Origin of the sequence: Celeribacter baekdonensis B30 (assembly GCF_000299875.1) — a bacterium.
Classification (GTDB): Bacteria; Pseudomonadota; Alphaproteobacteria; order Rhodobacterales; family Rhodobacteraceae; genus Celeribacter; species Celeribacter baekdonensis_A.
This window is the reverse complement of the sequence record NZ_AMRK01000005.1, coordinates 48319-75316: the sequence shown is the minus strand read 5'-3', so window position 1 is coordinate 75316 and position 26998 is coordinate 48319. Positions and strand designations below refer to the sequence as shown.

26 protein-coding genes and 2 pseudogenes are annotated in these 26998 nt (G+C 58.0%); 16 read left to right on the top strand and 12 right to left on the bottom strand.

Annotated features, from left to right (window positions below; genetic code table 11):
* The first annotated feature begins 4 nt into the window (after positions 1–4).
* Complete coding sequence (locus tag B30_RS10425) at positions 5–1519, top strand: acetyl-CoA hydrolase/transferase family protein (protein WP_009572028.1); 1515 nt, start codon at positions 5–7, stop codon at positions 1517–1519.
* Positions 1520–1561: 42 nt separating this feature from the next.
* Positions 1562–2536 carry a peptidoglycan DD-metalloendopeptidase family protein gene (locus tag B30_RS10420; protein ID WP_009572027.1) on the top strand — a complete coding sequence of 325 codons (975 nt, stop codon included), beginning with the start codon at positions 1562–1564 and terminating at the stop codon, positions 2534–2536.
* A gap of 52 nt (positions 2537–2588) precedes the next feature.
* Here the strand turns inward: B30_RS10420 and B30_RS10415 are convergent, their stop codons facing one another.
* Genes B30_RS10415 through B30_RS10405 form a run of 3 tightly spaced genes read right to left on the bottom strand, consistent with a single transcriptional unit; the run spans position 2589 to position 5618 of the window.
* The gene (locus B30_RS10415) at positions 2589–3281 is read right to left on the bottom strand and encodes a GntR family transcriptional regulator (protein WP_040402255.1); all 693 of its coding nucleotides are present in this window, start codon (positions 3279–3281) and stop codon (positions 2589–2591) included.
* Positions 3259–4431 (bottom strand): acetylornithine deacetylase, encoded by a 1173-nt coding sequence (gene argE, locus B30_RS10410; protein WP_009572025.1) that lies wholly within the window; start codon positions 4429–4431, stop codon positions 3259–3261. Before argE ends, B30_RS10415 begins: the two co-directional genes overlap by 23 nt.
* Positions 4432–4433: 2 nt before the next feature.
* A complete protein-coding gene (locus tag B30_RS10405; RefSeq protein WP_009572024.1) occupies positions 4434–5618 on the bottom strand; it encodes a M24 family metallopeptidase in 1185 nt (394 codons plus the stop codon).
* Positions 5619–5799: 181 nt separating this feature from the next.
* On the opposite strand from B30_RS10405, the gene B30_RS10400 reads away from it, so the two are divergent.
* From B30_RS10400 to B30_RS10360, 9 genes are all read left to right on the top strand, one after another.
* On the top strand, positions 5800–6642 hold the full coding sequence (locus tag B30_RS10400; RefSeq protein ID WP_009572023.1) for a transporter substrate-binding domain-containing protein: 843 nt from the start codon (positions 5800–5802) through the stop codon (positions 6640–6642).
* 88 nt (positions 6643–6730) lie between these two features.
* On the top strand, positions 6731–7402 hold the full coding sequence (gene ehuC, locus B30_RS10395) for an ectoine/hydroxyectoine ABC transporter permease subunit EhuC (protein ID WP_009572022.1): 672 nt from the start codon (positions 6731–6733) through the stop codon (positions 7400–7402).
* Positions 7403–7405: 3 nt separating this feature from the next.
* On the top strand, positions 7406–8077 hold the full coding sequence (gene ehuD / locus B30_RS10390) for an ectoine/hydroxyectoine ABC transporter permease subunit EhuD (RefSeq protein WP_009572021.1): 672 nt from the start codon (positions 7406–7408) through the stop codon (positions 8075–8077).
* Positions 8077–8892 carry an ectoine/hydroxyectoine ABC transporter ATP-binding protein EhuA gene (ehuA, locus tag B30_RS10385; RefSeq protein WP_040402252.1) on the top strand — a complete coding sequence of 272 codons (816 nt, stop codon included), beginning with the start codon at positions 8077–8079 and terminating at the stop codon, positions 8890–8892. Before ehuD ends, ehuA begins: the two co-directional genes overlap by 1 nt.
* Entirely contained in the window at positions 8892–9890 is a 999-nt protein-coding gene (eutB, locus tag B30_RS10380; protein WP_009572019.1) for a hydroxyectoine utilization dehydratase EutB, read from the top strand. Before ehuA ends, eutB begins: the two co-directional genes overlap by 1 nt.
* Positions 9880–10887 (top strand): cyclodeaminase, encoded by a 1008-nt coding sequence (locus B30_RS10375; protein WP_009572018.1) that lies wholly within the window; start codon positions 9880–9882, stop codon positions 10885–10887. Before eutB ends, B30_RS10375 begins: the two co-directional genes overlap by 11 nt.
* A 12-nt stretch (positions 10888–10899) precedes the next feature.
* Positions 10900–11382, top strand: coding sequence for an Lrp/AsnC family transcriptional regulator (locus B30_RS10370; RefSeq protein WP_040402304.1), 483 nt, complete (start codon positions 10900–10902; stop codon positions 11380–11382).
* A gap of 100 nt (positions 11383–11482) precedes the next feature.
* Entirely contained in the window at positions 11483–12958 is a 1476-nt protein-coding gene (locus B30_RS10365) for an NAD-dependent succinate-semialdehyde dehydrogenase (RefSeq protein ID WP_009572016.1), read from the top strand.
* Positions 12959–13001: 43 nt separating this feature from the next.
* A complete protein-coding gene (locus tag B30_RS10360) occupies positions 13002–14372 on the top strand; it encodes an aspartate aminotransferase family protein (protein WP_009572015.1) in 1371 nt (456 codons plus the stop codon).
* 114 nt (positions 14373–14486) lie between these two features.
* Here the strand turns inward: B30_RS10360 and B30_RS10355 are convergent, their stop codons facing one another.
* Entirely contained in the window at positions 14487–14816 is a 330-nt protein-coding gene (locus B30_RS10355; protein ID WP_009572014.1) for a nuclear transport factor 2 family protein, read from the bottom strand.
* A gap of 26 nt (positions 14817–14842) precedes the next feature.
* Positions 14843–15313 carry a hypothetical protein gene (locus B30_RS10350; protein ID WP_009572013.1) on the bottom strand — a complete coding sequence of 157 codons (471 nt, stop codon included), beginning with the start codon at positions 15311–15313 and terminating at the stop codon, positions 14843–14845.
* A 96-nt stretch (positions 15314–15409) separates the two neighbouring features.
* Between B30_RS10350 and B30_RS10345 the strand changes: the two genes are divergently transcribed.
* Together B30_RS10345 and B30_RS22750 are read left to right on the top strand one after the other, a co-directional pair.
* A complete protein-coding gene (locus B30_RS10345; protein ID WP_009572012.1) occupies positions 15410–16318 on the top strand; it encodes a LysR family transcriptional regulator in 909 nt (302 codons plus the stop codon).
* Between the two features lie 135 nt (positions 16319–16453).
* Positions 16454–16686 (top strand): annotated as a pseudogene (locus B30_RS22750) (transposase); the annotation flags it as partial.
* Between the two features lie 86 nt (positions 16687–16772).
* On the opposite strand, the gene B30_RS10340 reads toward B30_RS22750, so the two are convergent.
* From B30_RS10340 to B30_RS10320, 5 genes are all read right to left on the bottom strand, one after another.
* Positions 16773–17390 carry a flavin reductase family protein gene (locus B30_RS10340; RefSeq protein ID WP_226946262.1) on the bottom strand — a complete coding sequence of 206 codons (618 nt, stop codon included), beginning with the start codon at positions 17388–17390 and terminating at the stop codon, positions 16773–16775.
* 69 nt (positions 17391–17459) lie between these two features.
* A complete protein-coding gene (locus B30_RS10335; protein WP_009572010.1) occupies positions 17460–18488 on the bottom strand; it encodes a TRAP transporter substrate-binding protein in 1029 nt (342 codons plus the stop codon).
* A 43-nt stretch (positions 18489–18531) separates the two neighbouring features.
* Positions 18532–19806 (bottom strand): TRAP transporter large permease, encoded by a 1275-nt coding sequence (locus B30_RS10330; RefSeq protein WP_009572009.1) that lies wholly within the window; start codon positions 19804–19806, stop codon positions 18532–18534.
* Positions 19803–20330: a TRAP transporter small permease gene (locus tag B30_RS10325; protein WP_040402303.1), complete on the bottom strand. Its 528-nt coding sequence runs from the start codon at positions 20328–20330 to the stop codon at positions 19803–19805. Before B30_RS10325 ends, B30_RS10330 begins: the two co-directional genes overlap by 4 nt.
* 10 nt (positions 20331–20340) lie before the next feature.
* Entirely contained in the window at positions 20341–21273 is a 933-nt protein-coding gene (locus B30_RS10320) for a carbon-nitrogen hydrolase family protein (RefSeq protein ID WP_009572007.1), read from the bottom strand.
* A 295-nt stretch (positions 21274–21568) separates the two neighbouring features.
* On the opposite strand from B30_RS10320, the gene B30_RS10315 reads away from it, so the two are divergent.
* The gene (locus B30_RS10315) at positions 21569–22315 is read left to right on the top strand and encodes a TrmB family transcriptional regulator (protein WP_009572006.1); all 747 of its coding nucleotides are present in this window, start codon (positions 21569–21571) and stop codon (positions 22313–22315) included.
* Between the two features lie 298 nt (positions 22316–22613).
* Here the strand turns inward: B30_RS10315 and B30_RS10310 are convergent, their stop codons facing one another.
* Complete coding sequence (locus B30_RS10310) at positions 22614–23150, bottom strand: TetR/AcrR family transcriptional regulator (RefSeq protein WP_009572005.1); 537 nt, start codon at positions 23148–23150, stop codon at positions 22614–22616.
* An 85-nt stretch (positions 23151–23235) separates the two neighbouring features.
* Between B30_RS10310 and B30_RS10305 the strand changes: the two genes are divergently transcribed.
* Together B30_RS10305 and B30_RS10300 are read left to right on the top strand one after the other, a co-directional pair.
* A complete protein-coding gene (locus B30_RS10305) occupies positions 23236–24759 on the top strand; it encodes an MFS transporter (protein WP_009572004.1) in 1524 nt (507 codons plus the stop codon).
* A gap of 41 nt (positions 24760–24800) precedes the next feature.
* The gene (locus B30_RS10300) at positions 24801–25346 is read left to right on the top strand and encodes a GNAT family N-acetyltransferase (RefSeq protein WP_009572003.1); all 546 of its coding nucleotides are present in this window, start codon (positions 24801–24803) and stop codon (positions 25344–25346) included.
* A 24-nt stretch (positions 25347–25370) separates the two neighbouring features.
* Here the strand turns inward: B30_RS10300 and B30_RS10295 are convergent.
* Positions 25371–25853 (bottom strand): annotated as a pseudogene (locus B30_RS10295) (IS3 family transposase); the annotation flags it as partial.
* Positions 25854–26998: the final 1145 nt, after the last annotated feature.

The following is a 26998-nucleotide window of genomic DNA, read 5'->3' as shown; positions in this document are numbered from 1 at the left end:
GGCCTTGACCCAGCCCTCGCGCATCGCGCCACAATCGCTTCACTCCAAAATCATGAGCGCCGAAGACGCCGCAAGCCTTGTTCACAATGGCGCGGCGGTGGGCATGAGCGGATTTACCGGCTCGGGGTATCCCAAAGCCGTGCCGCTCGCTCTGGCCGCGCGCATTGAGGCCGAGCATAGCGCAGGCCATCCGTTTCGGATCAAAATCTGGTCTGGCGCATCGACGGGACCGGAGCTTGACGGTGCTTTGGCCAAGGCCGATGGCATTGATTTCCGCCTGCCCTACAACTCCGATCCCATCGCGCGGCAAAAAATCAACGCGGGTGAGATGAACTATGTCGACATGCATCTGTCGCAAGTCGCGCCAATGGCATGGCAGGGCTTTTTGGGCCCGCTCGACACCGCAATCATCGAGGTGTCCGGCATCACACCCGAAGGCGATTTGATCCCCTCCTCCTCCATTGGCAACAACAAAACATGGCTGGAACGTGCCGACAAAATCATCCTTGAGGTCAACAGTTGGCAAAGCGAAATGCTCAACGGGATGCATGACATTTACTACGGCACAGCCTTGCCGCCGAACCGCGTGCCGATCCCGTTGAACAAGCCCGACGATCGCATCGGTCAGCCGCATTTCAAGGTCGATCCCTCCAAAATCGTCGCCATTGTCGAAACCGACGCCCCCGACCGCAACGCACCGTTTTCCGCCCCCGGCGACACGGCGGAAGCGATTGCCGATCACATCCTTGAATTCCTGATGTGGGAGGCCAAACGCGCGGGCCTGCCGCCCAGCCTGTTGCCATTGCAATCGGGCGTCGGCAACGTGCCCAACGCGGTGATGGCCGGATTGATCAAAGCGCCGTTTGAACAAATGACCGCCTTCACCGAGGTGATACAGGACGGCATGCTTGATATGATCGAGGCGGGCACCTTGCGCGTCGCCTCCGCCACCGCCTTTTCGCTTTCACCCGAAAAGGCCGAGTATTTCAACACCCATGCCAAGCTGTTCCGCGACAAATTGATTCTGCGGCCGCAAGAAATTTCGAACCACCCCGAACTGGTGCGCCGCCTTGGCTGTATCGCGATGAACGGGCTGATCGAGGCGGATATTTACGGCAATGTGAACTCGACCCATGTCATGGGGTCGCGCATTCAAAACGGCATCGGTGGCTCGGGCGATTTTGCCCGCAACGGCTATTTGTCGATTTTCATGACACCTTCGACCGCCAAAAACGGTGCCATTTCCGCGATTGTGCCGATGGCGAGCCATGTCGATCACATCAACCAAGACGTGCAGGTGATTGTCACCGAACAAGGCTTGGCCGATTTGCGCGGTTTGGACCCGAAAAAGAAGGCCGCTTTGATCATCGAAAACTGCGCCCATCCGATGTATCGCGATGCGCTGCGGGAGTATTTCGAGCGGGCGAAAAAAAGCTCCTTTGGCGGCCATACGCCGCATGATCTGCGCGAGGCTCTAAGTTGGCATCAAAGGTTTATTGACACTGGCTCAATGCTGTAATCCTCTGCCGTTCCGCTTGTCGCTCTGCTAAGGAGGCCCCTGATGCACCAGATTGAAATGCCCGCCCAATTGGCGCAAAAGCTGGCCATGACGTTGCGCGATGCGCCGGATCTGCACCGGGCGATTGTCGCCTGTCTCGACGGGGTGTCTGTGGCAGGCGTGTTTGTGGCGGAAGATCAGGCAGACAGGCTTTATGATCAGGTCTGTGCCGCTCTTGATCCAATTGAGGATGCCGCCCTCATTCAAAGGCTTGAGGCGCTGGACCCGGCGTTTTTAACCGCTGTGATCCGCTATGGGCTGGGCCATGCGCCGATCCCCCATGCGGCGGCCATTCGCGCCGATCTTGCGCGCGTGGCGGTGGCCCCGGTGATGCGCCCTGACCCCAATGGCACCGCATTCCTGCCGCTGCCTTCGGATCGCGTCGGGATGCCCGCCTTTTCCGACCGCGCCTTTGATGCGTGGTTCACCGGGCAACGCGCGCCCGATCTGCCCGCCGACCAACCGTTTTACGGCTATGGCCTCTATGGCGAACAGCGCAGTGTTTATATGGCCGATCAATACCGCGATGCCTCGGGTCCCGAACCACGCAGCCGTCATTTGGGCATCGACATTTTCGCGCCCGCTGGCACGATGATTTGCGCGCCTTTGCCCGGACGGGTGCATCGCCTGGCCTATAATGCCGATCCTTTGGATTACGGCCATACGGTGATTTTGGAACATAGGACGGCGGAGGACCTGCCGTTTTGGACCCTTTATGGGCACCTTGGCGTCCCCCTCCCCGGCCTCGCCGAAGGGGCAGAGATTACCATCGGTCAAGACCTTGCCCCGCTCGGGGACTGGCATGAGAACGGCGGCTGGGCACCGCATTTGCATGTTCAGATCATCACCAGCCTCTTGACCCAAACCGGCGGCAATTTCTTTGGCGTTGGCCATGATAGCCTTTGGTCCGTTTGGTCAGACATCAGCCCGGACCCCAACCTGATCCTGCGTCTGCCGGATGCTGTCTTTGGGCGATAATCCCTTCGGTGTGTGCCTGCCTCTGGGCACTGCGCCCCAGTTGGCGGGGGCTTTAGACCCGCATGCGGGCAAAGCTCATGGAAATATGGCCACGGCGGATATGGCCGACAGCATCCAGATCGCCGAGCTCCAGCGCCCCCAACAGGTCTTGGAGTTCGCGGGCGTAAATGTCGATTTCCTGCATCAAATCAATATGCGAACTGGTCACCTGTTGTAGCCAAATGCGGGCAGTGCGAAAATACAGCCGTTCCGCCATTGTCCGCAGCGGGGCATTGGCGGTGAGGTCTAACAAGGTCAGAAACGTGTCTTGGTCCAAAAGCGAAAAGTCGCGTGCCGATGGGGCGGTTTTGAGGGCCTCGGAGCGGGTATACAAGGCCTGAAACCGTTGCAAAAACGCGGCATCGGGTTGAATCGGATCGAGCACGGTTTGCAACAGCACCAATTCTTTGCGCAGGCGATAAACCTGTGACATCTCGCTATAATCGACATTGGTGACCATGGTGCCGACCCCATGAACCGAGGTCACGAGCCCCTCATCCTCAAGCCGCGCCAAAACGCGGCGGATGGGGGTGCGTGAAATGCCAAGTTCGGCGGCCAGCGCCGTTTCCGAAAGTTTCATGCCCGGCGGGTAGTCCAACATGCAGATGCGGCTGCGGATGTCCGCATGGATGCGCTCGGCACGTTCGCGGGCCCGCAACGGTTCGGGCATCATGTCCATCGGTTCAGTCTCTGTCGTGTCTGCCATAGGTCTCCCCAAGTCGATCCAGCACTGCCATGGCTTGGCAAAGCTGATCGCGTTCAACATATTCGTCGGGCTTATGAGCTTGGTCAATGGAGCCGGGACCACAAATCACCGCACTCATGCCGATCTCTTGGAAAAGCCCGGCTTCGGTTCCAAACGGCACAACATCGGCGGTGTTGGCCCCGGTGAGGCGATACAAAAGATCGCGCGCGGCGTTCTCGTCCATGGGTGTGAGGCCCGCAACCTCACCAATCACCTCGGTGGTGATCTCCGCCTGCGGTGCGATCGCCTGCATATCCGGCAACAACACGTCGCCGACATATTGCGCCAGATCTCGCTGCACCAAATCATAATCCGCCAAAGAGGTCGGGCGCATTTCCCATTCTAACGTGGCTTTGCCCGCGATGACATTATGGGCATGACCACCCTTAAGGCCGCCGATGTTGATCGTCGTGTGCGGCGGGTCAAACCGCGATCCCGGCGGGCAGCGGTCGATCAAGGCCTGTCGTAAAACAAGCAGCCGGTTGATGTAGCGCACCGCATATTCGATTGCGTTGACGCCTTTCTCCGGGGCCGATCCATGCCCCTCCGCGCCGGTAAAGGTCACGGTATACTCGCAACAGCCCTTGTGCCCTTCGATCACCCGCATCTGCGTCGGCTCACCAATCAGCGCCATCGCGGGCCGGATGTCGCGCGCCTTGAGCACATCGACAAGATCGCGCGCGCCGAGACAGCCGACCTCTTCGTCATGAGTAAAGGCGAAATGGATCGGGTGGTCGCATGTCGCCGCTTTGAGCGTGTCGAGTTTGGTCAGACAGGTGGCGATGAACCCTTTCATGTCACAGGTGCCGCGGCCATAGAGCCTGCCGTCCCGCTCCACCATTTTAAACGGATCGCTGCGCCACGGTTGATCCGCCACCGGCACCACATCGGTGTGCCCGGACAGGACCAACCCACCCGCACGCTCCGGCCCGAGCGTGGCAAACAGATTGGCCTTGGTGCCGCTCGGGTCTTTGAGCACCTCCACCCGCGCGCCCGCACGCTCCAACCTGTCCGCGATATAGTGGATCACGGACAGGTTGCTCTCGGAGGACACCGAGGGAAAGGCGATGAGATCGGCCAGCATGCTTTGGCAGCGGTCGAGATCGGACATGATCAGTCCTTCACAAACAGCTTGCGCGGCACGTTGCACAAAGGCTCCGCTGGCCCGTCATCGCGGATCAGGATCGTCTCCGTCGTCTCCATGCCCCAGCCGTCCATCCACAGCCCCGGCATGAAGTGAAAGGTCATGCCCGGCTCCAAAACCGTTTCATCAAAGGCGCGCAGGGAGACCGTGTGTTCGCCCCAATCCGGCGGATAGGACAGACCGACTGCATAGCCGCAGCGGTTCGGACGCTCGATCCCCACTTTGATCAGTTCCGCATCCAAAGCGCGGGCGATGTCACAGGCCCGGTTGCCGGGGCGCGCCACCTCGATCCCGGCGTTCAACCCTTCGGTTAGCGCCTCTGCCGCGTCGCTCATAAAACGGGGTGGTTTGCCGAAAAAGATCGTCCGACACAGCGGCGCGTGGTAGCGGCGATAACAGCCGGATTGTTCGATAAACGTCGCCTCGCCCCGCTTCAGCGCCTCGCCATTCCATGTCAAATGCGGCGCAGAAGCATCCGCGCCCGAGGGTAAGAGCGGCACGATGGCCGGGTAGTCGCCCCAACTGTCGTTTTCGCCCTGCACCGACGTTTTGAACATCTCGCCGACAAGATCGTGTTTACGCATGCCCGGTTCGGCCAATTCAATCGCGCGCTCAATCACCAGTTCGGAAATGCGGGCGGCCCGGCGCATGAAATCCAATTCCTCAGAGGATTTGATCAGCCGATTCCAGTTTACCAAACTGGAGGCATCTACCAGTTCGGCCTCCGGCAACCCCTGCGCCAAAACGGCAAAGGCGCGGGCGGTGAAGTAATAGGTCTCCATCTCGATCCCAATGCGTTTGTCGCCATATCCCATGATCCGCAGATGCGAAGCGAGGTCTTCCATCGGATGGATGTCGGTGGCCTGAATATAGCGATCCGCGTAGTGGAGGATGTTCTCGTCTTCCATCCAGACGGTGCGTTTGGCGCCATTGGCATCTTGCATCCGTCCCCACCAGATCGGGTCGCCCTCGAGACTCAAAATCACGCCTTGATGCACATAAAATGACCAGCCGTCATATCCGGTGAGCCAGTTTTGGTTCGACGGATTCGTGACGAAAAGAATGTCGATTCCAGACGCACTCATCGCCTCGCGTGTCAAATGGATGCGCCGTTCATACTCGGAACGGGAGAAAGGGGCATTCTCAATAGGCATGTACTTCTCGCTTATTGTGCACATCTTGTGCGATTCTATAGGACGTTTCCGCATGTAAAGCCGAAAAATAAGGATGTTTTTGGGCCGTTTTCCTTGACACTCAGGCGATTCGCCTAATGTTGTATACATCAGTTGAGGGAAGCCCTGTTTCCTCGTCAATGAAAATAATCGGGAGTGACTTATGAAACCTATCCTTAAAACCGTCGCCGCTGCGGGTCTCACGCTGGGCGTAAGCGCGACCGCCCTCATGGCCGGGACGTTGAGTGACCGGATCGCAAACGGTGATCCGATCCGTATCGGCTTTGCCAACGAAGTGCCTTGGGCCTATCCGGGTGAAGACGGCGCTGCCGAAGGGTTTGTGAATGCCTATGTCATCGGCGTGCTCGAAACGATGGGCTATGACAACATTGAGCCGGTCGTCACCGAATGGGGCGGCCTCATCCCTGGCCTCAACGCGGGCCGTTTCGACATTGTGACCGGCGGGATGTATATCCTTGGTTCGCGCTGCGAAAACATGACGTTCTCCGAGCCGATGGCCAAAGTGGGCGATGCCTTCATCGTGCCTGCAGGCAATCCCAAAGACCTCAACAACTACGAGCAGCTTGCCGAAAAAGACGCGATTTTCGTGACTGGCGCGGGCTACAACCAAATCGAAGCGGCGGAGCGCGGTGGCGTTGATGACGACAAAGTCATGACTGTACCCGGCCCGACCGAAATTCTCGCCGCTGTGCGCGCCGGACGTGCCGATGCCGGTGGGGTGACCTATTTCACCGCGCTCAATTTGGCCGAACAATCCGGCGGCGATGTCGAAGTCTCCGACGTCAGTCAACTCCCCGACTGGACCCAAAACTGGGTCGGCATCGGCTTTCGGGATGAGGACGCGGATTTCGTCGAAAAATTCAACGCCGCCCAAGCCGAATACCTTGGCTCCGATGCGATGATGGGGGCCGTGTCCGCCTATGGCTACTCCACAGGCAACCTGCCGGGGGAAATGAAAACCGCAGACGCCTGCGCCATGAAGTAAGTGATCGACGCTCTCTTTGATCCATCCAAGTGATTGATGCGGGCCGGGACAACGGTTCCGGCCCGCACGTCATTTTCAGCCTCGGGAGATGCCCTTGAGCCTCTGGGAATTTATCGCGACGTATTGGCCCGATTTCCTGAAAGGAACCGGGATCACCGCCGCCCAATTCATCCTTGCCACGATGCTCGCGATCGGGATCGCATTGGTGGCCGGATTGATGAAACTGTCCCACAATGCCGTGATCCGCGGCGTGTCGGTGACCTATATCGAAATTTTTCGTGGCACCTCGCTTTTGGTGCAACTTTACTGGATTTTCTTTGTGCTGCCGCTGTTCGGCGTGACGCTGGATAAGTTCACCGCGGGTTTTGTTGCCGTTGGGATGAACTTGGGCGCTTACGGCGCCGAGCTTGTGCGCGGCGGCATTCAATCCGTGCCAAAAGGGCAATGGGAAGCCGCCTATGCGCTCTCAATGAGCCCGGCCAAACGGATGTGGCGGATCATCTTGCCGCAGGCTCTGGTCAATATGTTGCCACCCTGGGGCAATCTTTTGATCGAGCTTCTCAAAAACACCGCCCTCGTGTCGCTGATTTCCGTCACCGACCTGATGTTCGTGGCCAAACAGATCAACGGATCGACCTTCCTCTCGGCTCAGGCCTTTGGTCTTGCGCTGATCGTTTATTACGTCTTCGCGCGGTTCATCGTCACGCCCTTTATGCGATGGCTCGAAGGTGTCATGCGCCGCAAGTTGGGGAGGGCCTAAGCCATGGGATTTCATTGGAAATGGGATTTCACTTGGGAAATCCTGCCGCGTCTGCTTGAGGCAACGCTCAACACCCTGATCGCAGCGGGGGCGGGCTATGCCATCGCCATCGTGTTGGGGCTGGTCCTGGCACTGGCGCAGCGCACGCCGTACCGGGCACTGACCTTTGTGGTGCGCGAATTTGTGGAGTTCATCCGTTCGACACCGCTGATCCTTCAGATCTTTTTCGTGTTCTACGTTGGTCCGCAATTCGGAGTGCGGATGAGCCCGTGGACCTCTGGCATGATCGCCATCGGGTTGCATTATTCGGCCTATCTCTCCGAGGTCTATCGCGGTGGCTTGAACAGTGTGGGCAAAGGCCAATGGGAGGCCTGTACAGCGCTCAACATGAGCACGCGCCAGGCCTATACCCGGATCATCATTCCGCAGGCTGTGCCGCCCGCTTTGGCGGGTATGGGCAACTATCTTGTGGGGATTTTCAAGGACACGCCAATGCTCTCGGTGATCGGCGTTGCGGAACTGATGCACACCGCCAATGCGATCGGATCTGAAAGTTATCGCTTCCTCGAACCCTACACCCTCGTCGGCGTGATTTTCCTCGCCATTTCCCTTCCTGCCGCCGGTTTCATCCGTGTGTTTGAAACCTATGTGCGCCGCAAACTTGGACTGAAATAATGGAAGATATGTCGCAATACCCGCTGGAACTGACTGGCGATGATATCCCGATGGTGCGGTTCATGAACGTCACCAAACGCTACGGCAAACTGACCGTTTTGGATCGGCTTAACCTTGATGTGGCAACGGGCGAAATGGTGACCGTGATCGGTCCGTCTGGCTCGGGCAAGACCACTGTGTTGCGAATGCTGATGACGCTTGAGACCATCAATGAAGGTGTGATCTACGTCGATGGCAAACCGCTGACCCATATGGAGAAAAACGGCACACTCGTGCCCGCCTCCCCCAAGCACCTGCGGATGATGCGCAGCCAGATTGGCATGTGTTTTCAGCACTTCAATCTGTTCCCCCACATGACCGCCTTGGAAAATTGCATGGAAGGGCCGGTTCAGGTTCTGGGCATGTCCAAAGCCGAGGCGCGCAAGCGCTCTGAGGACCTGTTGGAACTTGTCGGCATGATCGAAAAGAAGGATCAGCACCCCTCGCGTCTTTCGGGCGGGCAACAACAACGTGTTGCCATTGCCCGCGCTTTGGCGATGCGGCCCAAGGTGATGCTGTTTGACGAAGTCACATCCGCGCTTGACCCTGAGGTGATCGGTGAAGTGACCAATGTGATCCGCGATCTGGTGAACAAACACAACCTCACCATGTTGATGGTCACCCACCAAATGGGCTTTGCCAAAGACATCTCGGACCGCATTTGTTTCTTTTTCGATGGCTCCATTGAGGAACAAGGCGCGCCTGACGCGCTGTTTGGCAATCCGCAAAGGGAGCGGACGCAGCAATTCCTCAGCGCGGTCAAAGAGGCGGGCTGATGCTGGCCTTAACGGATGTTTTGGCCGCGCAAGAAGTGATCAAAGGCGTGGCCGATGGCACGCCACTTGTGCCCTCGTACCTGTCGCAAAAGCTCGGGGGCGATCTCTGGCTCAAACTTGAGATTTGCCAGCCGATGGGGGCATTCAAACTGCGCGGGGCGGTCAATGCGATGGCGCATGTGCCGGATGGGGCCAGAGGCGTGACCTGTTGTTCCACTGGCAATCATGGTCGCGCTGTGGCCTATGCTGCGGCGCAAAAGGGCCTGCGCGCCGTGATCTGTATGTCCGACCTTGTGCCGCAGGCCAAAATCGACGGCATCCGCGCGCTTGGCGCAGAGGTCCACATCCACGGCCGCTCGCAAGACGAGGCCCAAACCCATGCCACACAGTTGGCGCGCGACGATGGGTTGATCGACATTCCGCCCTTTGACGATCCGCATGTGATTGCCGGACAAGGCACCATTGCGCTGGAAATGCTGCGCGCCCGCCCCGATCTCGACACGTTGATGATCCCGCTCTCCGGCGGGGGTTTGGCGGCGGGTATGGCAGTTGCGGCCCGTGCGATCAAACCGGACATCCGCCTGATCGGCGTCAGCATGGATCGCGGCGCGGCGATGGCGGCCTCGATCACAGCGGGCCGGCCGGTTGAGGTCGAAGAGGTCGCCTCCTTGGCCGACAGTCTGGGTGGCGGGATCGGGCTGTCAAACCGGTTTTCCTTCCCGCTCTGCCGCACTCTTTTGGATGAGGTGGTTTTGATCACGGAAGACGAGATTTATACCGCCATGCAGGCGCTTTATTACGAGGACCGTTTGGTCGCCGAAGGGGCCTGTGTCGTCGGCATCGCCGCGCTTTTGGCGGGCAAGATCGCGCCAAGCCGACAGATGGGCACCGTGATCACCGGGCGCAATGTCGATATGGCGCAATTCACCCGCGTGGTGACGGGCCAAGATGTGCGGCTTGGTGATGTGATTGTAAAAGGAACGCCCTATGACGACTGAGGCACAGGCCAGCGCGCCCCGCCCCGACATCCGCATCCTTACAGAAGCGCAATTGCGCGGGGTTGTCTCGCTTGATCTTGAGACCATTGATGTGATCGAAAACGGCTTTCGCGCCTTGGCCGAAGGCGGCGTGGTGATGCCGCCGGTGCTGTCCATGGCGATTGCGGCCCATCATGGCGAAGTCGATGTCAAAACCGCCTATGTGCCAGGTGTGGACGGCTTTGCCTTGAAAGTCTCGCCCGGATTTTTCGACAATCCCCAATTGGGTCTGCCCTCCCTCAATGGCTTGATGATCCTGCTTTCGACCAAAACCGGGCTGGTTCAGGCGGTATTTTTGGACAACGGCTACCTCACCGACATCCGCACCGCGGCGGCGGGCGCGGTGGCCGCGCGCCATCTTGCGCCCGATGTCGAGACGGCGGGGGTGATCGGCACTGGCGTACAAGCGCGGTTGCAAATGCAGGCGGCGCATCTGGTGCGCCCGTTCAAACGCTGTCTCGTTTGGGGGCGTGATGCGCAAAAGGCCAAAGCCTGCGCAGTCGATATTGCCGCGATGACCGGGGTCGAGGTGGCGGTGATGACCGAGATCGCACCGCTTGTGGCGCAAAGCCAGCTTGTGGTCACCACAACCCCTGCGACGACGCCGTTGATCACCGCCGACATGCTCCATGACGGGGTGCACATCACCGCCATGGGATCGGATCAGGCGGGCAAAAACGAGATCGCGCCAGAGGCCTTGGCCACCGCCGATCTTTATGTCTGTGATCGGGTCAGCCAATGCGAGGTGCTGGGCGAATTGCGGGCGGCACGTGCGCAAGGGCTGATGCGGCATACTCCGCCGGAATTGGGCCAGATCATCACGGGAGTCGCCCAGGGCCGCACCGATCTGCGTCAGATCACAATCTGCGATCTGACCGGAACCGGCGTGCAGGACACTGCCATCGCCAGCCATGTCGCGACCCGTTTGGGGGATGCGGGCACGGTGATTTCCGCGTAACCTTGCCCCATGATCAAACTGGACGCCCGTGATTTCGACATTCTGCGCGCCCTGTCTCGGGAGGGACGGATGTCAAAGACGCGTCTGGCCGAGGCCATTGGCCTCTCACCCACGCCCGCATGGGAGCGGTTGAAAAAGCTGGAAAAAGCCGGGTTGATCGAGGGCTATCACGCCGAAATCAACCTGCGCAAATTGGGTTCGACCGTGACGGTGTTCGTCGCCGCCGAACTTGCCGACCATACCCAAGCCTCGTTTCAGACCTTTGAATCCTCGGTGCAATCGCATGAGGAAATCCTGGGCTGTTGGGCCTTGGGTGGTGGGTTTGACTACCTGTTACAGATCGTCACCCGCGACATCGACGCCTATCAACGGCTGATCGACACGCTGTTGGACGCGCGCATCGGCATTGCGCGCTATTTCACCTATATTGTCACCAAACAGGTCAAAGGCGGTGGCACCCCACCGCTTGGGCTGTTCACAGACCATTTGGACTAGAACATCCCACCCCGGCAGTCCGAATACCGCGCATTCACCCGCACTTTGGTCTCTCCCTCTGCCGTGATCCGTCACAGTGACCGGGGATAAGGAGGCCAACATGCGTGACACTGCGATTTCTGCCCGTACTGATATTGGCGACAAACGTCTGTTGCGGGGCTTTTCCTATGTGAATGGCAAATGGACCTCCGGCGAGGCTGGCGCCTGTTTTGCCGTGACCGATCCGGCCACAGGGGCGCATTTGGGCGATATCGCCGCACTGAGCGCCGCGCAATCCGCCGCCGCGGTTGACGCCGCTCAAGCGGGTTTTCCCGCCTGGTCACAGCGTTTGCCGCAAGAGCGCGCTATGGTGCTGCGCCGTTGGCATGATTTGATGATCGCGGCCAAAGAGGACCTCGCGCGGATCATGGTGCTTGAGCAGGGTAAACCGCTGTCGGAAGCGCGCGGCGAGATCGACTATGCCGCAGCGTTCATTGACTATTACGCCGAAGAGGCAAAACGGCCGAATGTCGAAGGCGTGACCTCGCATTTGCCCGACGCCGAGGTGGAGCTTTGGCTCGAACCCGTGGGCGTTGTCGCCCTGATCACGCCGTGGAATTTTCCCTCCGCCATGCTGACACGCAAAGCGGCGGCGGCTTTGGCGGCGGGCTGTACCATCGTGGCGCACCCTTCGACTGAGACCCCTTATTCGGCATTGGCATTGGCCGAATTGGCCGAGCGCGCCGGGATGCCCGCGGGCGTGTTCAACGTCGTGACCGGAGATGCGCCCACTGTGGTGGAACCATGGACCAAAGACACCCGCGTGCGGGCGCTGTCGTTTACGGGGTCTACCGAAGTCGGGCGACTTTTGTATCGCCAATCGGCGGAGACGGTGAAAAAATTGGTGCTTGAACTCGGTGGCCACGCACCGGTGATCGTGTTCAAAGGCGCCGATTTGGACCGGGCTGTGGCGGAGGTGATCAAAGCCAAATTCGCCACCTCGGGTCAGGATTGCCTGGGCGCGAACCGGATTTATGTCGAACGTCCGATCTATGACGCATTTTGCGTGAAATTCGTGGCGGCGGCCAAAGCGCTGACTCTTGCGCCCGGCATGGAGGACGCCGATCTCGGCCCCTTGATGAACGCCCGCGCTGTGGCCAAACAACAGGCGCATGTCGACGACGCTCTGGCCAAGGGTGCGAGACTGGCCTGCGGCGGTGCGCCCGCAGATCTTGGCCCGTTGTTCTACCCCGCCACCGTGCTGACTGACGTGCCTGACAGCGCCAAGATCATGCATGAAGAAAGCTTTGGCCCCGTCGCGCCGATCACGCCATTTGACACCGAAGACGAGGTCATCACACGCGCCAATGATAGCGAATATGGCCTTGTCGCCTATGTTCATTCGCAAGACCCGAAACGCATCTATCGGCTCTCACGGGCGCTGCACTACGGCATGGTCGCGGTCAATCGGACCAAGGTCACCGGCGCGCCGATCCCCTTTGGCGGCGTCAAACAATCCGGTCTGGGCCGCGAAGGTGCGCGGATGGGGATGCAGGAGTTTATGGACCTGAAATACGTCTGTCGCGATTGGGGCTGACCCCGCACACGGACGCAAAGACTTGAACGGAAAAGGAAATAACATGCTGACAAATGATCAACTTGGCCAATGGGACCGCGAAAACTTCTTTCACCCCTCCACACATTTGGCACAACACGCGCGCGGTGAAACACCGACGCGGGTGATCAAAACCGCCAGGGGCGTGCATATTGTGGACCGCGATGGCAAGGAAACATTGGATGCCTTTGCCGGGCTGTACTGCGTCAATGTTGGTTACGGACGTCAGGAAATTGCCGAAGCGATTGCCGATCAGGCCCGCGAATTGGCCTATTATCACGCCTATGTCGGCCACGGCACCGAAGCCTCTATCACGCTGGCGAAAATGGTGCTGGACCGGGCGCCGGATCACATGTCGAAAGTCTATTTCGGCCAATCCGGCTCAGACGCCAACGAGACCAACATCAAGCTGATCTGGTATTACAACAACATCCTTGGTCGCCCTGAGAAAAAGAAAATCATCTCGCGGTGGCGCGGGTATCACGGCTCTGGGTTGATGACTGGCTCTCTCACCGGGCTTGAAGCGTTTCAAAAGAAATTCGACCTGCCGCTCGACCGTGTCGTGCACACAGAAGCGCCGTATTATTTCCGCCGTGCCGATCTTGCCATGTCGGAGGCGGCGTTTGTCGCCGATTGCGTCGCCAAGCTCGAAGAGCTGATTGCCCGCGAAGGCGCGGACACGATTGCCGCCTTTATCGGCGAGCCGGTGTTGGGCACGGGTGGAATTGTGCCGCCGCCTGCGGGCTATTGGGACGCGATCCAAGCGGTTCTGAACAAACACGACATCCTTTTGGTCGCGGATGAGGTGGTCACGGGCTTTGGCCGTTTGGGGTCCATGTTTGGCTCAGATCACTACGGGATGAAACCCGATCTGATCACCATCGCCAAGGGGTTGACCTCCGCCTATGCGCCGCTTTCGGGGTCCATCGTGTCTGACAAAATATGGCAGGTTCTGGAGCAAGGCACTGATGAAAACGGCCCCATCGGTCATGGTTGGACCTATTCGGCGCATCCGATTGGTGCGGCGGCGGGGGTGGCCAATCTCAAGCTGATTGACGATTTGAACCTGATTGAGAATGCCGGAACCGTTGGCACATATCTCAACGACACGATGAAGGTGGCTTTGGGCGACCACCCGCATGTCGGCGACATTCGCGGCGAGGGGATGCTCTGTGCGGTGGAGTTTGTCAAAGACCGCGACACGCGCACCTTCTTCGATCCGGCGGATAAGGTGGGGTATGCGCTGGCCGCGGCTTTGTTGTCTGAGGGCGTGATCGGACGCGCCATGCCGCAGGGCGACATCCTTGGCTTTGCCCCGCCTTTCTGCCTGACGAAAGAAGAGGCCGACAAGGTGGTCGATGCCACGACAAAAGCAGTGACATCCGTTTTGGGCTGAGGCAACACTGTCAAAATACGCCTCCCGGCAGCGTGGTTACCCTCATGTCCCATAAGGCCCATGAGGTCGGCACGCGCTGGGCGGCGCATTTCCCCTTCAGGTCCGGGAAGGATGTTACACGATGATCTCCAGCTCGTCGATCCTGTCCCCTTCAAGGACAAAGAAGTAACGCAAATCCACTGGGCTGCCGGGAAAGTTTCCCACGAGATGGCTGCTGACGACAGTTTTCCCGCCCTCCTCATGGATGGAAAAGGGCTCGACCGTATAGGTGTACTGTGTGGACGCATTCGCCATCCATTGCCGGATGGCATCGCGGCCCATATATGTATTGCCCTCATCCATGACGACGGCGTCCTGCGTGAAGCATTCGGAAATCGCCTGTGCAGTGCCTTTTTTGTCCGTGGCGAAATATGCGGCGATCGGGGGTGGGAGGTCGATGGACATGACGTGTCTCCTTTGAATTGGGGGGATCAGCGGCGGCCGCCAACGGGGCCGTCCGAGCTTTTGGTGCGGGTCGAGATTTGCGCCTTGGGCACGAAGGTCAGAGCAGCAACCGCGTCGACGGTTTCGGGCTGGGCATGCGCGTCGCGGCCTTCAAAGGATGCATCAAGCAACAAACGCAGGGATCTGTTGGTCTCCATCGGCAGGAAGGAGATCATGCAGACCTCTTCAAGCGAAGCTGCTTCAGCCACCTCGATGAGCTCATCCTTAAGATCTTCGCGTGTGTAGGTGATGATGTATTTGTAATCCTGATCAAGGGTATAGAGCTTGGACTTTCGCAGGCTTGCCGACACATCGCTGTCCCTGAAGTTCCACAAGAACTTTGCGGGACCGCCAACCACCGGACCGCCAAACACAAGTTGCTTGGCGATGAGTGCATCGAGAATTCGATATGCCTGAGCGGTTTGTTCGGCACTGATGAAGGCTTGGTAATACTGCATTTTCTTGCTCCGTTTCTGTGTGCTTACACCTTAGGGTCTTGATTGAATCCTGATAATAGGGACAAATATGGATGAGGAATTTCGATTTTCGGGACAATGGGCAGCTACAATCTCACAGATTTCGATGCAGTGATTGCAATAAGCCGTCGAGGCTCATTCCGTGCCGCTGCGCTTGACCTCGGACTGTCGACCACGGCTCTGAGCAATGCGATTGCCAAGCTGGAGGGGCAGTTGGGCGTGCGACTTTTCAATCGGACGACGCGCAGTGTCTCGCTCTCCGATGCGGGGCGCAGATTTGTTGATCAGATGACACCTGCCCTGAAGGACATCTATCAAGCCCTCGACACTGTGCGCTCCGAACAAGAGACACCGTCGGGCACATTGCGCATCAATGCCTTCGCGACGGCCGCGCGCGAGATCATCGAACCCTTGATCATCGCGTTCCTGCGACGGTTTCCCGAAGTTCACATTGATCTGGTGACCGAAGGCAATTTCGTCGACATCGTGGCCGAAGGCTTTGACTTCGGGGTGCGCAGCGAACATCGCGTCCCCGCGGATATGATTGCGATCCCTCTTGGTCCTGCGCGGCGATACGCGGTGGTCGCAACTCCCTCTTATCTCGCAACTCGCGATCAGCCCCGCGTGCCCTCCGACCTTCTGGCACACGCTTGCGTCTGCACACGCTTGCCAAATGGAGCGATGTTTCGCTGGCAGTTCAAAGACCACGATCAACTTTTACAGGTAGATGTGCGCGGCCCTGTCACTTTGGACGAAGCCAGTCTGGCGCGCACGGCTGTGCTGAATTCGGTGGGCATTGGCTTTTTCATGGAATCCGATGTGCTCAATGACATCGAGGCCGGACGGGTGGTGCGGCTTCTTGAAGACTGGACGCCCAAAATCGCGCCACTGTGTCTTTACTATCCCAGCCGTCGCAATCCGCCTGCGGCCTTCAAGGTCTTTGTCGACCTTGCGCGCGAACTCGCCCGCTCATCCCAGGCGCGCTGAACGATCCGACATGCCGGGAAGCAGAAGTACGCCGATCTCAACCATCCCCCGGTCTGATCACGAGACAGAAATAGCAACGGCTTCTACATTCAAACGGCCTGGATCAAGGAGATGGATCATACTCTGGACCGGCGCGGAGCTGAAGCTGTTCGCGACGCCATTGCTAAATCCCTACAGAATCTGCCGGGCCATTTGTGCAAGTCGTTGCCATGGGATCAGGGGGCGGAAATGGCCCAACACGAAAACTGACGTCAGTCCCCGGCATCAATGTCTGCTTCTGTGTTCCTCAAAGTCCGTGGCAACATCGAAGCAATGAAAATACGAACGGGCCACTGCGCCCATACGTCCCAAAAAACGCACCATTCAGCACTCGGATGCAATCCCGGTCGGCCTTCGAGCGACAGGTGGCCTCAACGGGAACTTGGGACGGCACAAAAGCGCGACAGGCCCAAAGTCACTCAAGCGGCTGAGTGTGACTGTCGGGGCGCGCGAGATTGAAACGATCTGACGTTCTGCAATAGAGGCCCGCGCCTCCCATGCGCGCAATGGGGGTATAAGCATCAAGGTCAATTGTGGCCGTGCGTGAGTCGATCATCAACTCATCTTGAACGTAAAGCGACAGGATTTCTCCCAGGACGATTTTCTGTTGCGTGCGCGTCGATATGATTTGCATCAACTGGCATTCCAACCGGACGGGAGAGGACGCAATGCCTGGAACCCCATTGGTGGCGGCCGGGCAAAGCGCAACCGCGGCCATATCTGCTTCGCTCTCGGCATAGGGCAAATCTGTTGCGGTTTGGTTCATCAACGGAGCAAGCTCTTCGGTCACCAAATTCACCGTAAAGCGCTCGGTTTGCGTGATGTTGCGCACCGTGTCTTTGAGCGATTTTTCGGGATGTTCCAAAATCCCAAGCGCAACCACGGCAGGATCGTGGCCCATCACGTTGAAAAAACTATAGGGAGCAAGATTGACAACGCCGGAGGGAGAAAGGGTGGAAACCCATGCGATCGGGCGCGGCACCACAAGGGAAGACAGGAGTTTATATCGCTTCCGGGCCTCTAAGGATGTCATATCGTATTGCATTGAAAACCCTCTGAAAATATGGCTGCCCTGGCATCTGAATGACAGGGCGGCGCGATCTTATTGTGTTGCTGTGCGGTCTGCAGCGTCAAGCAGGACCGCGAGCATTTCGGCGGTTTTCGGATCGTCGTTCAAAAGCTCAAGAACGGCCACCCGCATCTCAGAAAGAAGGGCATCGCGCTCTTCTTTGGGGAGGTAGTGGACGGTGCCACCCATCTCTTCCCAGGTTTTGTAAGCATTGGCCTGATCTTCCAGAACATAGTCGTAGAGTTCCGGCTCGAGCGCGGTGGCCTCCTCGCGCAGCATGGTTTGCAGGTCTTCCGGCAAAGTGTCCCACCAGATTTTGCTGACCATCATGACTTCGCCCATCACGCCATCTTCGGTGGCGGTGATGTGTTTGACGATGTCGTAAAGTTTGAGCGACGTGAACGCAGGCGGGGAGCTTTTCATCCCATCGACGGTGCCTTGCTGCAAGGCCGTCGCGACTTCGCTGAAGTCAATCGGGACAGCGGTCGCGCCCATGAGTTCCACGCCTTTACGCTCGACCTTTGAGGCGAGCACGCGGAGTTTTTTGCCGTTGAAGGCCTCAACCGTATCGCCGGGAAAGGCGGTCGCAAAGGCGGTGTTGCCGTAGATATAGGTGCCGAGACCAACGAGGCCCTTGTCGGTGCCGAGATTGAGAAATGTCTCTCGGAATGTCGGATCGCTGAACACCCGTTGGGCGTGGCGGGCGTCTTCAAAAATTGCGGGCAGGTCGGTGACCTGAAAGCGCGAGTCGACGCCAACGAGATAGGCGGCGGGGCCGGTGTAGAACTCGACGGTGCCGAATTGCAGGCCCTCGATCATACGGGCGTTCGAGCCAAGCTGTGCGGCGGGATAAAGCTCGGTTTTGATCCGGCCTTCGGAGCGCGCTTCGACCCGTGCGGCAAAGCGTTTGATGGCTTCGGTTTGCACGTCATTCACTGTGGCCGTGGCAAGTTTCATTGTGAACTCTTGTGCAAGGGCAGGTGTGGCCCCGAGGGTAGCGAGCAAGAGGCATGCGCTTGCGGCTTTGACCATATTGCGACGGTTGGGACGAAAAATTGACATAGGAGAGCTCCATTCATGTTGAGGTTAGGGAGGGTGTGTCAGGTCAAAACAAGAGTTGGGGGAGGGAGATCGCTGGCACGTAGGTGATCAGAAGCAGCGCCAGCGTTTGCAGGATGATAAAAGGCACCAACCCGGCGCTGATGCGCGAAATCGGAACGCCGAACAGGGCGTGAGAGGTGAAAATGTTCAGGCCGAAGGGCGGTGTGAACATCCCGATGCTCAGGTTCACGGCCATGATGACGCCAAAGTGGACGAGGTTCACATCAAGATGCGTGACCACAGGCACCAGCATCGGCGTCAAGAGAACGATCGCGGAAACCGGGTCCATCAGACAGCCGACGATCAACAAGAACACGTTGATGGTCAGCAACACCACCCAGGGTTCACTCGATGCGGCTTCGACAAAATTGACGAGTGTTTGTGGGACGCCGCTGGTCGTGAGCACCCATGAGAATACGCCGGAGGCCGCGACGACGAGCAGGATTTGCGCGGTCAGATGGGCGGAGCTGAGCACGACGCTCCAAATTTCGCGCCAAGTGATTTCGCGATAAAAGAACCGTGCGACCAAGACCCCGTAGACGCCAGCCATGCCCGCCGACTCCGTCGGTGAGAATATACCCGAATAGATGCCGCCAAGGATGACCACAGGTGTACCAAGCGCAGGCAGAGCAGCAAGAAAGAGCGAAAGCGCCTCGCCTTTTTGCGGTTTGTTGGCGGTGGAGGGGGTCATTTTGCGCGACACCCAAAGGATGTATCCGGCAATCACAAGGCCGAGCAACAAAGCGGGCACGATCCCCGCGGCAAAGAGCGCGGTGACGGATTGCTCAGACGATGCCGCATAGAGAATCATCAAGATGCTTGGTGGCATGACACTGGCGATGCCGCCCGCAGAGGTGATGAGGCCAAGCGAAAATTTCTCGCTATATCCCCCTTCGCGCAGGCTTGGATACATCAGTCGGCCGATGGCTGCGACAGTCGCGGGGCTTGACCCGGAGACCGCCCCGAAAAACTCGCTCGCTCCGATGGCGGTCATCGGTCGGGCGGATTTCAATCCACCGCAGAGCATCAAGATGCAATTGACAATACGGCGCGAAACGCCGCCGCGCGACATGATTTCGCCTGCGAAGATAAAGAACGGCACGGAGAGCAGCGCGAATTTATCAAGACCGCCGAACATGATTTGCGGCACCATCGTGGCGGGTACGCTCATCTGTGTCATGATTGCGACGCTCGCGGTGGTGAGCAGGACCAAATAGATTGGCAGACCCACGATCAACAAAAGCAACGGCAAGCCGCCGAGGATAGCAATAAGTGTCATTTGGAACCTGCCAGTGCTTCTTGGACCTCAACCGGGTCAGAGGCGTTAAGGAGTTTGTCTGAGACGAGAAGCGAGAGGCTGCGCGTCATGCCGCCAAGGCACGCCAGCACGAAGGCGGCGAGGATAGAGCCATTGACATATTGCTTGGGGATTTCGGCCACATTGGTCACTTGTGAAAAGCGGGCGACCAGTTCGACAACGAGGTATGCGTTAAAGGCGAAATATCCGCACAGGGCCGTACCGGCAGCGGCAAGGCCAAACGCGACCCATCGCTGTGCGGAGTGCGGCAGCAGCGGTTTGAGAATTTCAGCGGACAGGTTTTCCCCGCGCAAGGTCAGCCGATATGACATCAGGCAGACCGACCAGATGATGAGTAGGGTTGTGACCTCCTCGGCCCAAAAGATCGGGCTGTGAAACAGGTAACGCCCCGCAACATTGGCGGCGTTGATCAACAGGGCGGCGGCGAATGCGCCCCCCGAGAGCAGGTCGAGCGTTTGGATTATAAAGGTGGACAGGCGCTGCATCATCGACCCCTCACCCATCAGCTTTGGAATAGGTGACAGGCGCGCGGGCTGTCGTATTCACCCGCAGTTCGAAAACGTCCGGGCGCGCGTAGTGCCCTGCGGCGTCAAAATCGAGTTTGGCCCGTGTCACAGCGTCAAGGTCGATCTCCGCGACAAGGATGCCCTCTTCGTCAAACAACGGCCCGGCAAGGACATTGCCCAAGGGGTCAAGGATCACGCTGCCGCCCCGCATCATGATGCGCTCGGGGTCGGTGCGGTTGAACGCATAATCCTCAGGGAAATCTTTTTCCCAAAGCACTTGGCAGCTTGAAAACACAAAGGTACGCCCTTCGAGGGCGATGTGTTTCATCGTGGCTTGCCAGCTGTCGCGATCATCGGCGGTGGGGGCGCAATACAGGTTGATGCCCTGCCCATACATGGCCATGCGCATCATCGGCATATAATTTTCCCAACAGATCACCGCGCCGAGTTTGCCGATTTCGGTATCAAACGTGGGCAAGGTCGAGCCATCGCCAAAGCCCCAAACAAGACGCTCTGCACCCGTCGGCATCAATTTGCGATGCTTGCCCAAAAGCTGCCCGTCGGGACCAAAGAAGACGACCGTACAATAGAGCGTGCCCACATCGCGTTCGATGACCCCCATGACGAGATGAAGCCCGGCTGCGGCTGCCGCCTGCCCCAAACGATCCGTCTCGGCGCTGGGGATTTCAATGGCGCTGTCGGCATAGCGACGGAACTCTTCGCGGCCCGCCTGGGTCCGGACGCCGACAGAGATGTCGTAGGTCTGCTCTTTGGGATAGGCCGAAATATAAGCTTCGGGGAAGACGGCAAGGTGACAGCCCTGCGCTCCAGCCTGGGCAATCAACGCCTCCGCTTTGGACAGGCTTGCCTCGATATCGAATGGCACAGCCCCTGCCTGAATCACTGCCGCTTTGAAAGTCATCCGTCACCTCATTTAGTCGATAATTATAGACACTCATATTTTGTGCTAATTTTGAGGCTTCGTGTCAATTCCACACATGAAATTCGGAAATAACCGGGAAAATTGGCGTATATATCGCCAAATCATGATATTATTGCTCACTTATTGTGCAATATTTTTACGAACTTAAAATTATGTCGATCATTTTCGACAAGAATCTCTCACAACATGTCGAGTAATTTCGACAGGAAAGATTCCCTTGTATGCGATATGAAGCCACATTATTTTATAGACTTAGAGGATTGAGGAGTGCCTGATGTATGACTTTCAAAGCAAACTGTCGAAGCTCGGCATTAGTGGCACGCTCTATCGGTTATATGTGGCAGCGATCGAGTTGGGCGAGGCGCCAATTTCTGATGTCGCGACACGGGCGGGATTGGTGCGCACCACGGCATATGACGCGCTTTCCCGTTTGGAGGAGGAGGGCCTCGTTGCCATCGTAAAAAGTGGCAACAAGCGCATTGTCGTCGCCGAAGATCCATCTGTGTTGCTGGAGCGGATAGAAGCCCGCAAACAGATGCTCAGCGACGTCATGCCGGAATTGCGATCGCTCTACAATCGCGCGAAAGGCAAACCGCGCATCCGGTATTACGAGGGGCGGGACGGTATTTTAATCGCGCTGAAAGACACATTGACCATCAAAGGGGCACAGCCGACGTTGATGGGGATTTTGTCCATGGATGAGCTGCGCGACGTTCCGGGACTTGAGGAAATGGAGCAATTTATCGCCTCTCGGATAGAGAAGGGGATTTGGCTACGGGTGATCAGATCCCGCACGAAAGACGTGGCCTCCATTTGGCCTTCCGACCCAAACGACCTACGCCACCTCCGCTTCGCGCCCGGGAACGTTCTCTTGTCGATGACCACATTTATCTATGACGACAAAGTCTGCCTCATCTCATCCATGCGCGAAAACTATGGCATGATCATTGAAAGCGTAGAGTTCGCGGCAATGCAGCGGCAATTGTTTGAAGCGTTGTGGGCGACCTCTTCCGACATGTGATCTGTGCCATCCCCTTCCCAACAGCCATGGAAAACGTCAGGGTATGACGCGTACTGCAAGCCTCAACACATGCATCACGCCGATGTGCAGGTGCCACGTTCAAAACAATTGCCTTATCCGAGCCAACAACTGCCGCTCTTATCACCATCTTGGATCGTCCGGGTGAACCAGCCATAATATCTTGCGCTCATGGATTCGGAGTTCTACCTTCAAGGCCGCCTGCCCCACTGGCCGGTTGGCGCGGCCTTGCAGACAGCGACGGGGTCTGTCGCGGCTGATTTGCCGAACTCTGTGGCTGTCATTTCGTCAGGCGCAGCAGGATTGCCTCGACATCGTCCAGCAGGCCCGTCCAGACTCCATCTTCGTCAATCCCATTGATCCGCATTAGGAAAAGGCCCTCGACGGCCAGAAAGGCCACACGCGCAGCCTGCGCGTCAGGGGTCGCCTCGGCAAGGCGCGCGAAGATGCTCCGATACCAGTCACGTGTTTCCTGCAAATTGGCCGGGTCCTCCAGATAGCTGACCAAAAGCGCCGCCATCTTCGCATTCATCGCCTGCTGCGACGCGCGGGTCGCCGCGATATAGCGCTGGACGAAACTGATCGGATCAGTCGCCTCCACATCACCCAGCAGGGATTCGAACTGTATGGTCCAGCGGTCGATCAGGCCGCGTACAAGCGCGTCCTTGCTGGCGAAAGAATATTGCACGCCGCCTTTCGAGATACCGGCCGCCTGCGCCAATGCGCCAATGGTCAACGCCGCGCCGCCCCCACTGCGCACGATCTCGTCTGCCAGATCTAGCAACCTGTCGCGACTGATTGTCGGTGTCCTACCCATCTGTCCCCTGATCCGTTCACATCCCCATTGAAATCCATACGTATGTATTTATATCGACGGATGCAACCGAATCCTGAGGTGAAACATGCCTGCCCATGCCCCCGATCCGAAACGCTGGCTTGTGTTGCTGGCGGTCATGCTGGCCTTTCTGCCCGTGGTGCTGGACATGACGATCCTGCATGTCGCGGTGCCCAGCCTGACTCTGACACTGAACGCCTCGGGGACCGAGGTCTTGTGGATCATCGACATCTACCCCCTGCTGATGGCCGGATTACTGGTGCCGATGGGTACGCTGTCCGACCGGGTCGGCAATCGCCGGATCCTACTGACCGGGCTGACCCTCTTCGCCGCCGCCTCGACCTGGGCAGCCTTCGCCCAAAGTGCAACCGCCCTGATTGCCGCGCGGGTCTTCCTTGCGCTGGGGGGATCAATGATCATGCCTTGCGTTCTGGGCCTGATCCGCAAGACCTTCGAAGAGGAAGGCGAGCGCGCTATGGCGCTTGGACTCTGGGGCACGGTCGGCGCGGCAGGAGCCGCTGTCGGGCCGCTGATCGGCGGGGCCCTGCTGGAACAGTTCTGGTGGGGGTCTGTCTTCTTGATCAACGTGCCGGTCATGCTGATCGTGGCCCCGACGTGCTGGCTGTTGTTGCCCCGCATCGAACAGACCACGCCGGGCAAATGGCCCATCGGTCAGGCGCTGTTGCTGATTGTCGGCATGATATCGGTCGTCTACGCGATCAAGGCCGGTTTCGGCGCCAAGCAGCCCCTGCCGGTCGTCGTCCTTGTACTCACTTTCGGCATTGCAATTCTGACGCTATTTGCGCGCAAGCAATTGCGCGCGACTGCGCCCATGTTGGACCTTTCTCTACTGTCCCATCCCACCATTGTCGCTGGTCTGATGATGGCGATTGTTGCCTCGGGCGCATTAGCCGGGGTCGAACTGACCCTGGCACAAGAACTGCAATATGTGCTGACAAAGACCCCACTGCAGGCTGGCCTGTTCATGATCCCGATCATGGCCGCGGCTGCCCTAGGCGGGCCGGTCGCAGGTTACCTGTCCAATCGTTTCGGCTTGCGCCGCGTTGCCAGCCTGTCACTGTTGATCTCGGGGGCGGCGCTGCTGTTTCTGGCGCAAAGCGATTTCCACCAGCCAGGCGCTCTGGTGCCGTTGGCACTTGCCGTCCTTGGGCTGACGCTCAGCATTGGGCTAACCGCCTCGTCCATCGCGATCATGGGTGCAATCGAGGCCAGCAAAGGCGGCGCCGCCGGGGCGTTGGAGGCAACCGGATATGAACTGGGAACCGGTCTGGGGATTGCCTTCTTCGGGATGTTCATGTCGGGCGTGTTCAGCCGCGCGATAGAGCTGCCCGACACCCTGCCATCTGCCTTGGCTGCACAGGCCGCCCAGACAATCGGTGATACTTACATCGTGGCAAACCAACTGGGCCCCGAACAAGCCGCGGCACTGATCGAGGCCGGCAAGACCGCCTTCAGCCAGACCCATTCGGTGCTGCTGACCACCTCGGCCATTGTGATCGCGACGCTGGCGGTCGTGGTCTTCATCATCATTGCACCGGACCGTAGATTGCCTGTGACATCGCATCATTGATCGTCAGAAAACCCCATAAAATCTTGGAAAGGCAACGAGATATGCAACCCATCAAAACAGAACGCCTTATTCTCAGGAATTTCAGAGAGAGCGACGCGGAGGCCCTCTACGCTTATCTGCGCTCGCCCGTTTCCAACTGTTTTCTGTCTCTCAAACTGTCGGATATGGATGCCGCTTTGGCCGAGGTGAGAAAGCGCAGCCAAGATAATGAACAGATCGCCGTCTGCCTCAAGGAGACCGATACGCTTATTGGCGATCTTTTCGCGCATGCCGAAGAGGATACGATCTCGGTCGGGTGGAACTTCAACCCGGCGTTCTCAGGGAAAGGCTATGCGACGGAGGCCGCGCGCGCACTCTTTGCGCATGTGTTCGACACAGCGGAAGCACGCCGCGTCTACGCCTATGTTGAAGATCACAATCTCTCCTCGCAGCGCCTTTGCGAACGGCTGGGAATGCGGCAGGAGGGTCTCTTTGTCGAATATATCTCATTCATCAATGACCCCGCAGGTAATCCAATCTACGAAAATACCATGCAATACGCCCTCCTGCGGAGTGAGTGGATGATCCGCAGTTCTCACCGATCCTGAATAGCCCCGAGTTTATTCGACGCGTTACAGCTTCCGTTGCTGTTGCCTTTCAAAGGCTGCAAACGACAACATCCCATTCCTGGCGGGTTTGCGCTTTGGATTGTAGAACATCTCGATGCAGTCAAACCCGCCTGATCTTGTGTCTTCTCTGGTTTCGTATGTCCTGAGGCGAATGCGTTCGCGTTTCAACAGGGTGAAGAAGCGTTCAGCAACCGCGTTGTCATGGCAGTTTCCGCGCCTCCTCATACTGTGTTCAAGATTGTGCTGCCTGAGAAATGATGCCCAATCTATGCTGGTGAACCGTGAACCCCGATCAGAAGGCACTAAGACTTTGCGCGTTGGCTTGAGCCGCCAAACAGCCATGAGCAACGCCTGCAATATGAGGTCTGTTGGTTGTCGGCTCTGCATCGCCCATCCGACAATACGTCGCGAGAACAAGTCGATCACGACCGCCAGACACGAGATCCCTTCCCGGGTCTTGATGTAGGGAATATCTGTTCCCCAGACCTCGAAAACTTCGCAGCATTTGCCAAGCTCCTTGAAAACCGACTGAACGGAGTTCCGCCCGAGAATGTCGACCTCCGGGCATTCCCCTGACCGGATATGACATCAAAACCCGCGAAACTGACGAAGGTGGAAAGGATAGCGGCAAGACCGCCAAAGATGACGGCATCTTGAAGCCGGTCGGTGCCGGTGGGGCTGCTGCTCCGGAGCTCTTCCTGTCTACATTCCGGAAATCATCAACAAGCTGAATGGCATTTTCGGCGACGCGACGCCCTTGAACGATCAAGGAATTACATCATGAAAAAGCCGTTTTTTCACGTCTTGGGTCTCTCGCGCTTACTTCATGCGGCATCGCTGAACGCAGTAAGCCTGTCGTGGCTGCCTTCAACGGCGACAGCGTGGAGATTATTCAGCCATTCCTCGCCTCGTATTCGATGAATGAAATGACTGCGGAGGCCACTCGTGTTTGCCAGCAGGTAAACAGGCGCATCGCTGATGCATGTTTCATAACGCACCCTGAGCAACACGTATGAGACAGTTCATCTTTTCCTCTGCCTTGAACCTGGTGATCGCGTCTTCTAGGAAAAGGCACGCCGTCCCGCTGCACGCGACGGTTCGTACCTCTGAGGTCGAAAGCCTCCGCTTCAACTATTTCGCAACCAATATCGTGCCGCGAGCGTGGGGTGCTTCAGGTCTGGCTGCAACCACCAGATAGGCGGAAATAAGTGCGAGAGTGTGAACTTTAACAACTGAAACGTGACGCAGAATGCTCTTTGTCTCTGCTCTTCTATCCTACCGCCAAAACATTCCGTCTTACGTGGGCAAGCAAGGCTGAAGCGTGATGCCGAGATTGACCACGACCAAGGATCCCGCAGTCGCGACGTGGGCCATCCCGAACCGAGACGATATGACTCTTTCGAGACGTTGGTACGCGCCGTTGAGCAGCTCCCGGAGGCTGGTGCCAACTCCTTCGTGATGAGCGGCATGTCGATCAGCTCCGCCATGTCTTAGACCCGGACTTCGGACAGCGGCCCTTGCGGAGCACCGACAGCGACAACGGATCATCCATCAACGGGTGAAATGTCAGCCGCATCCGGGCCGACACGGCGCCCGTCTAAAAATGGAACGTCAAGACACACACTGATGTC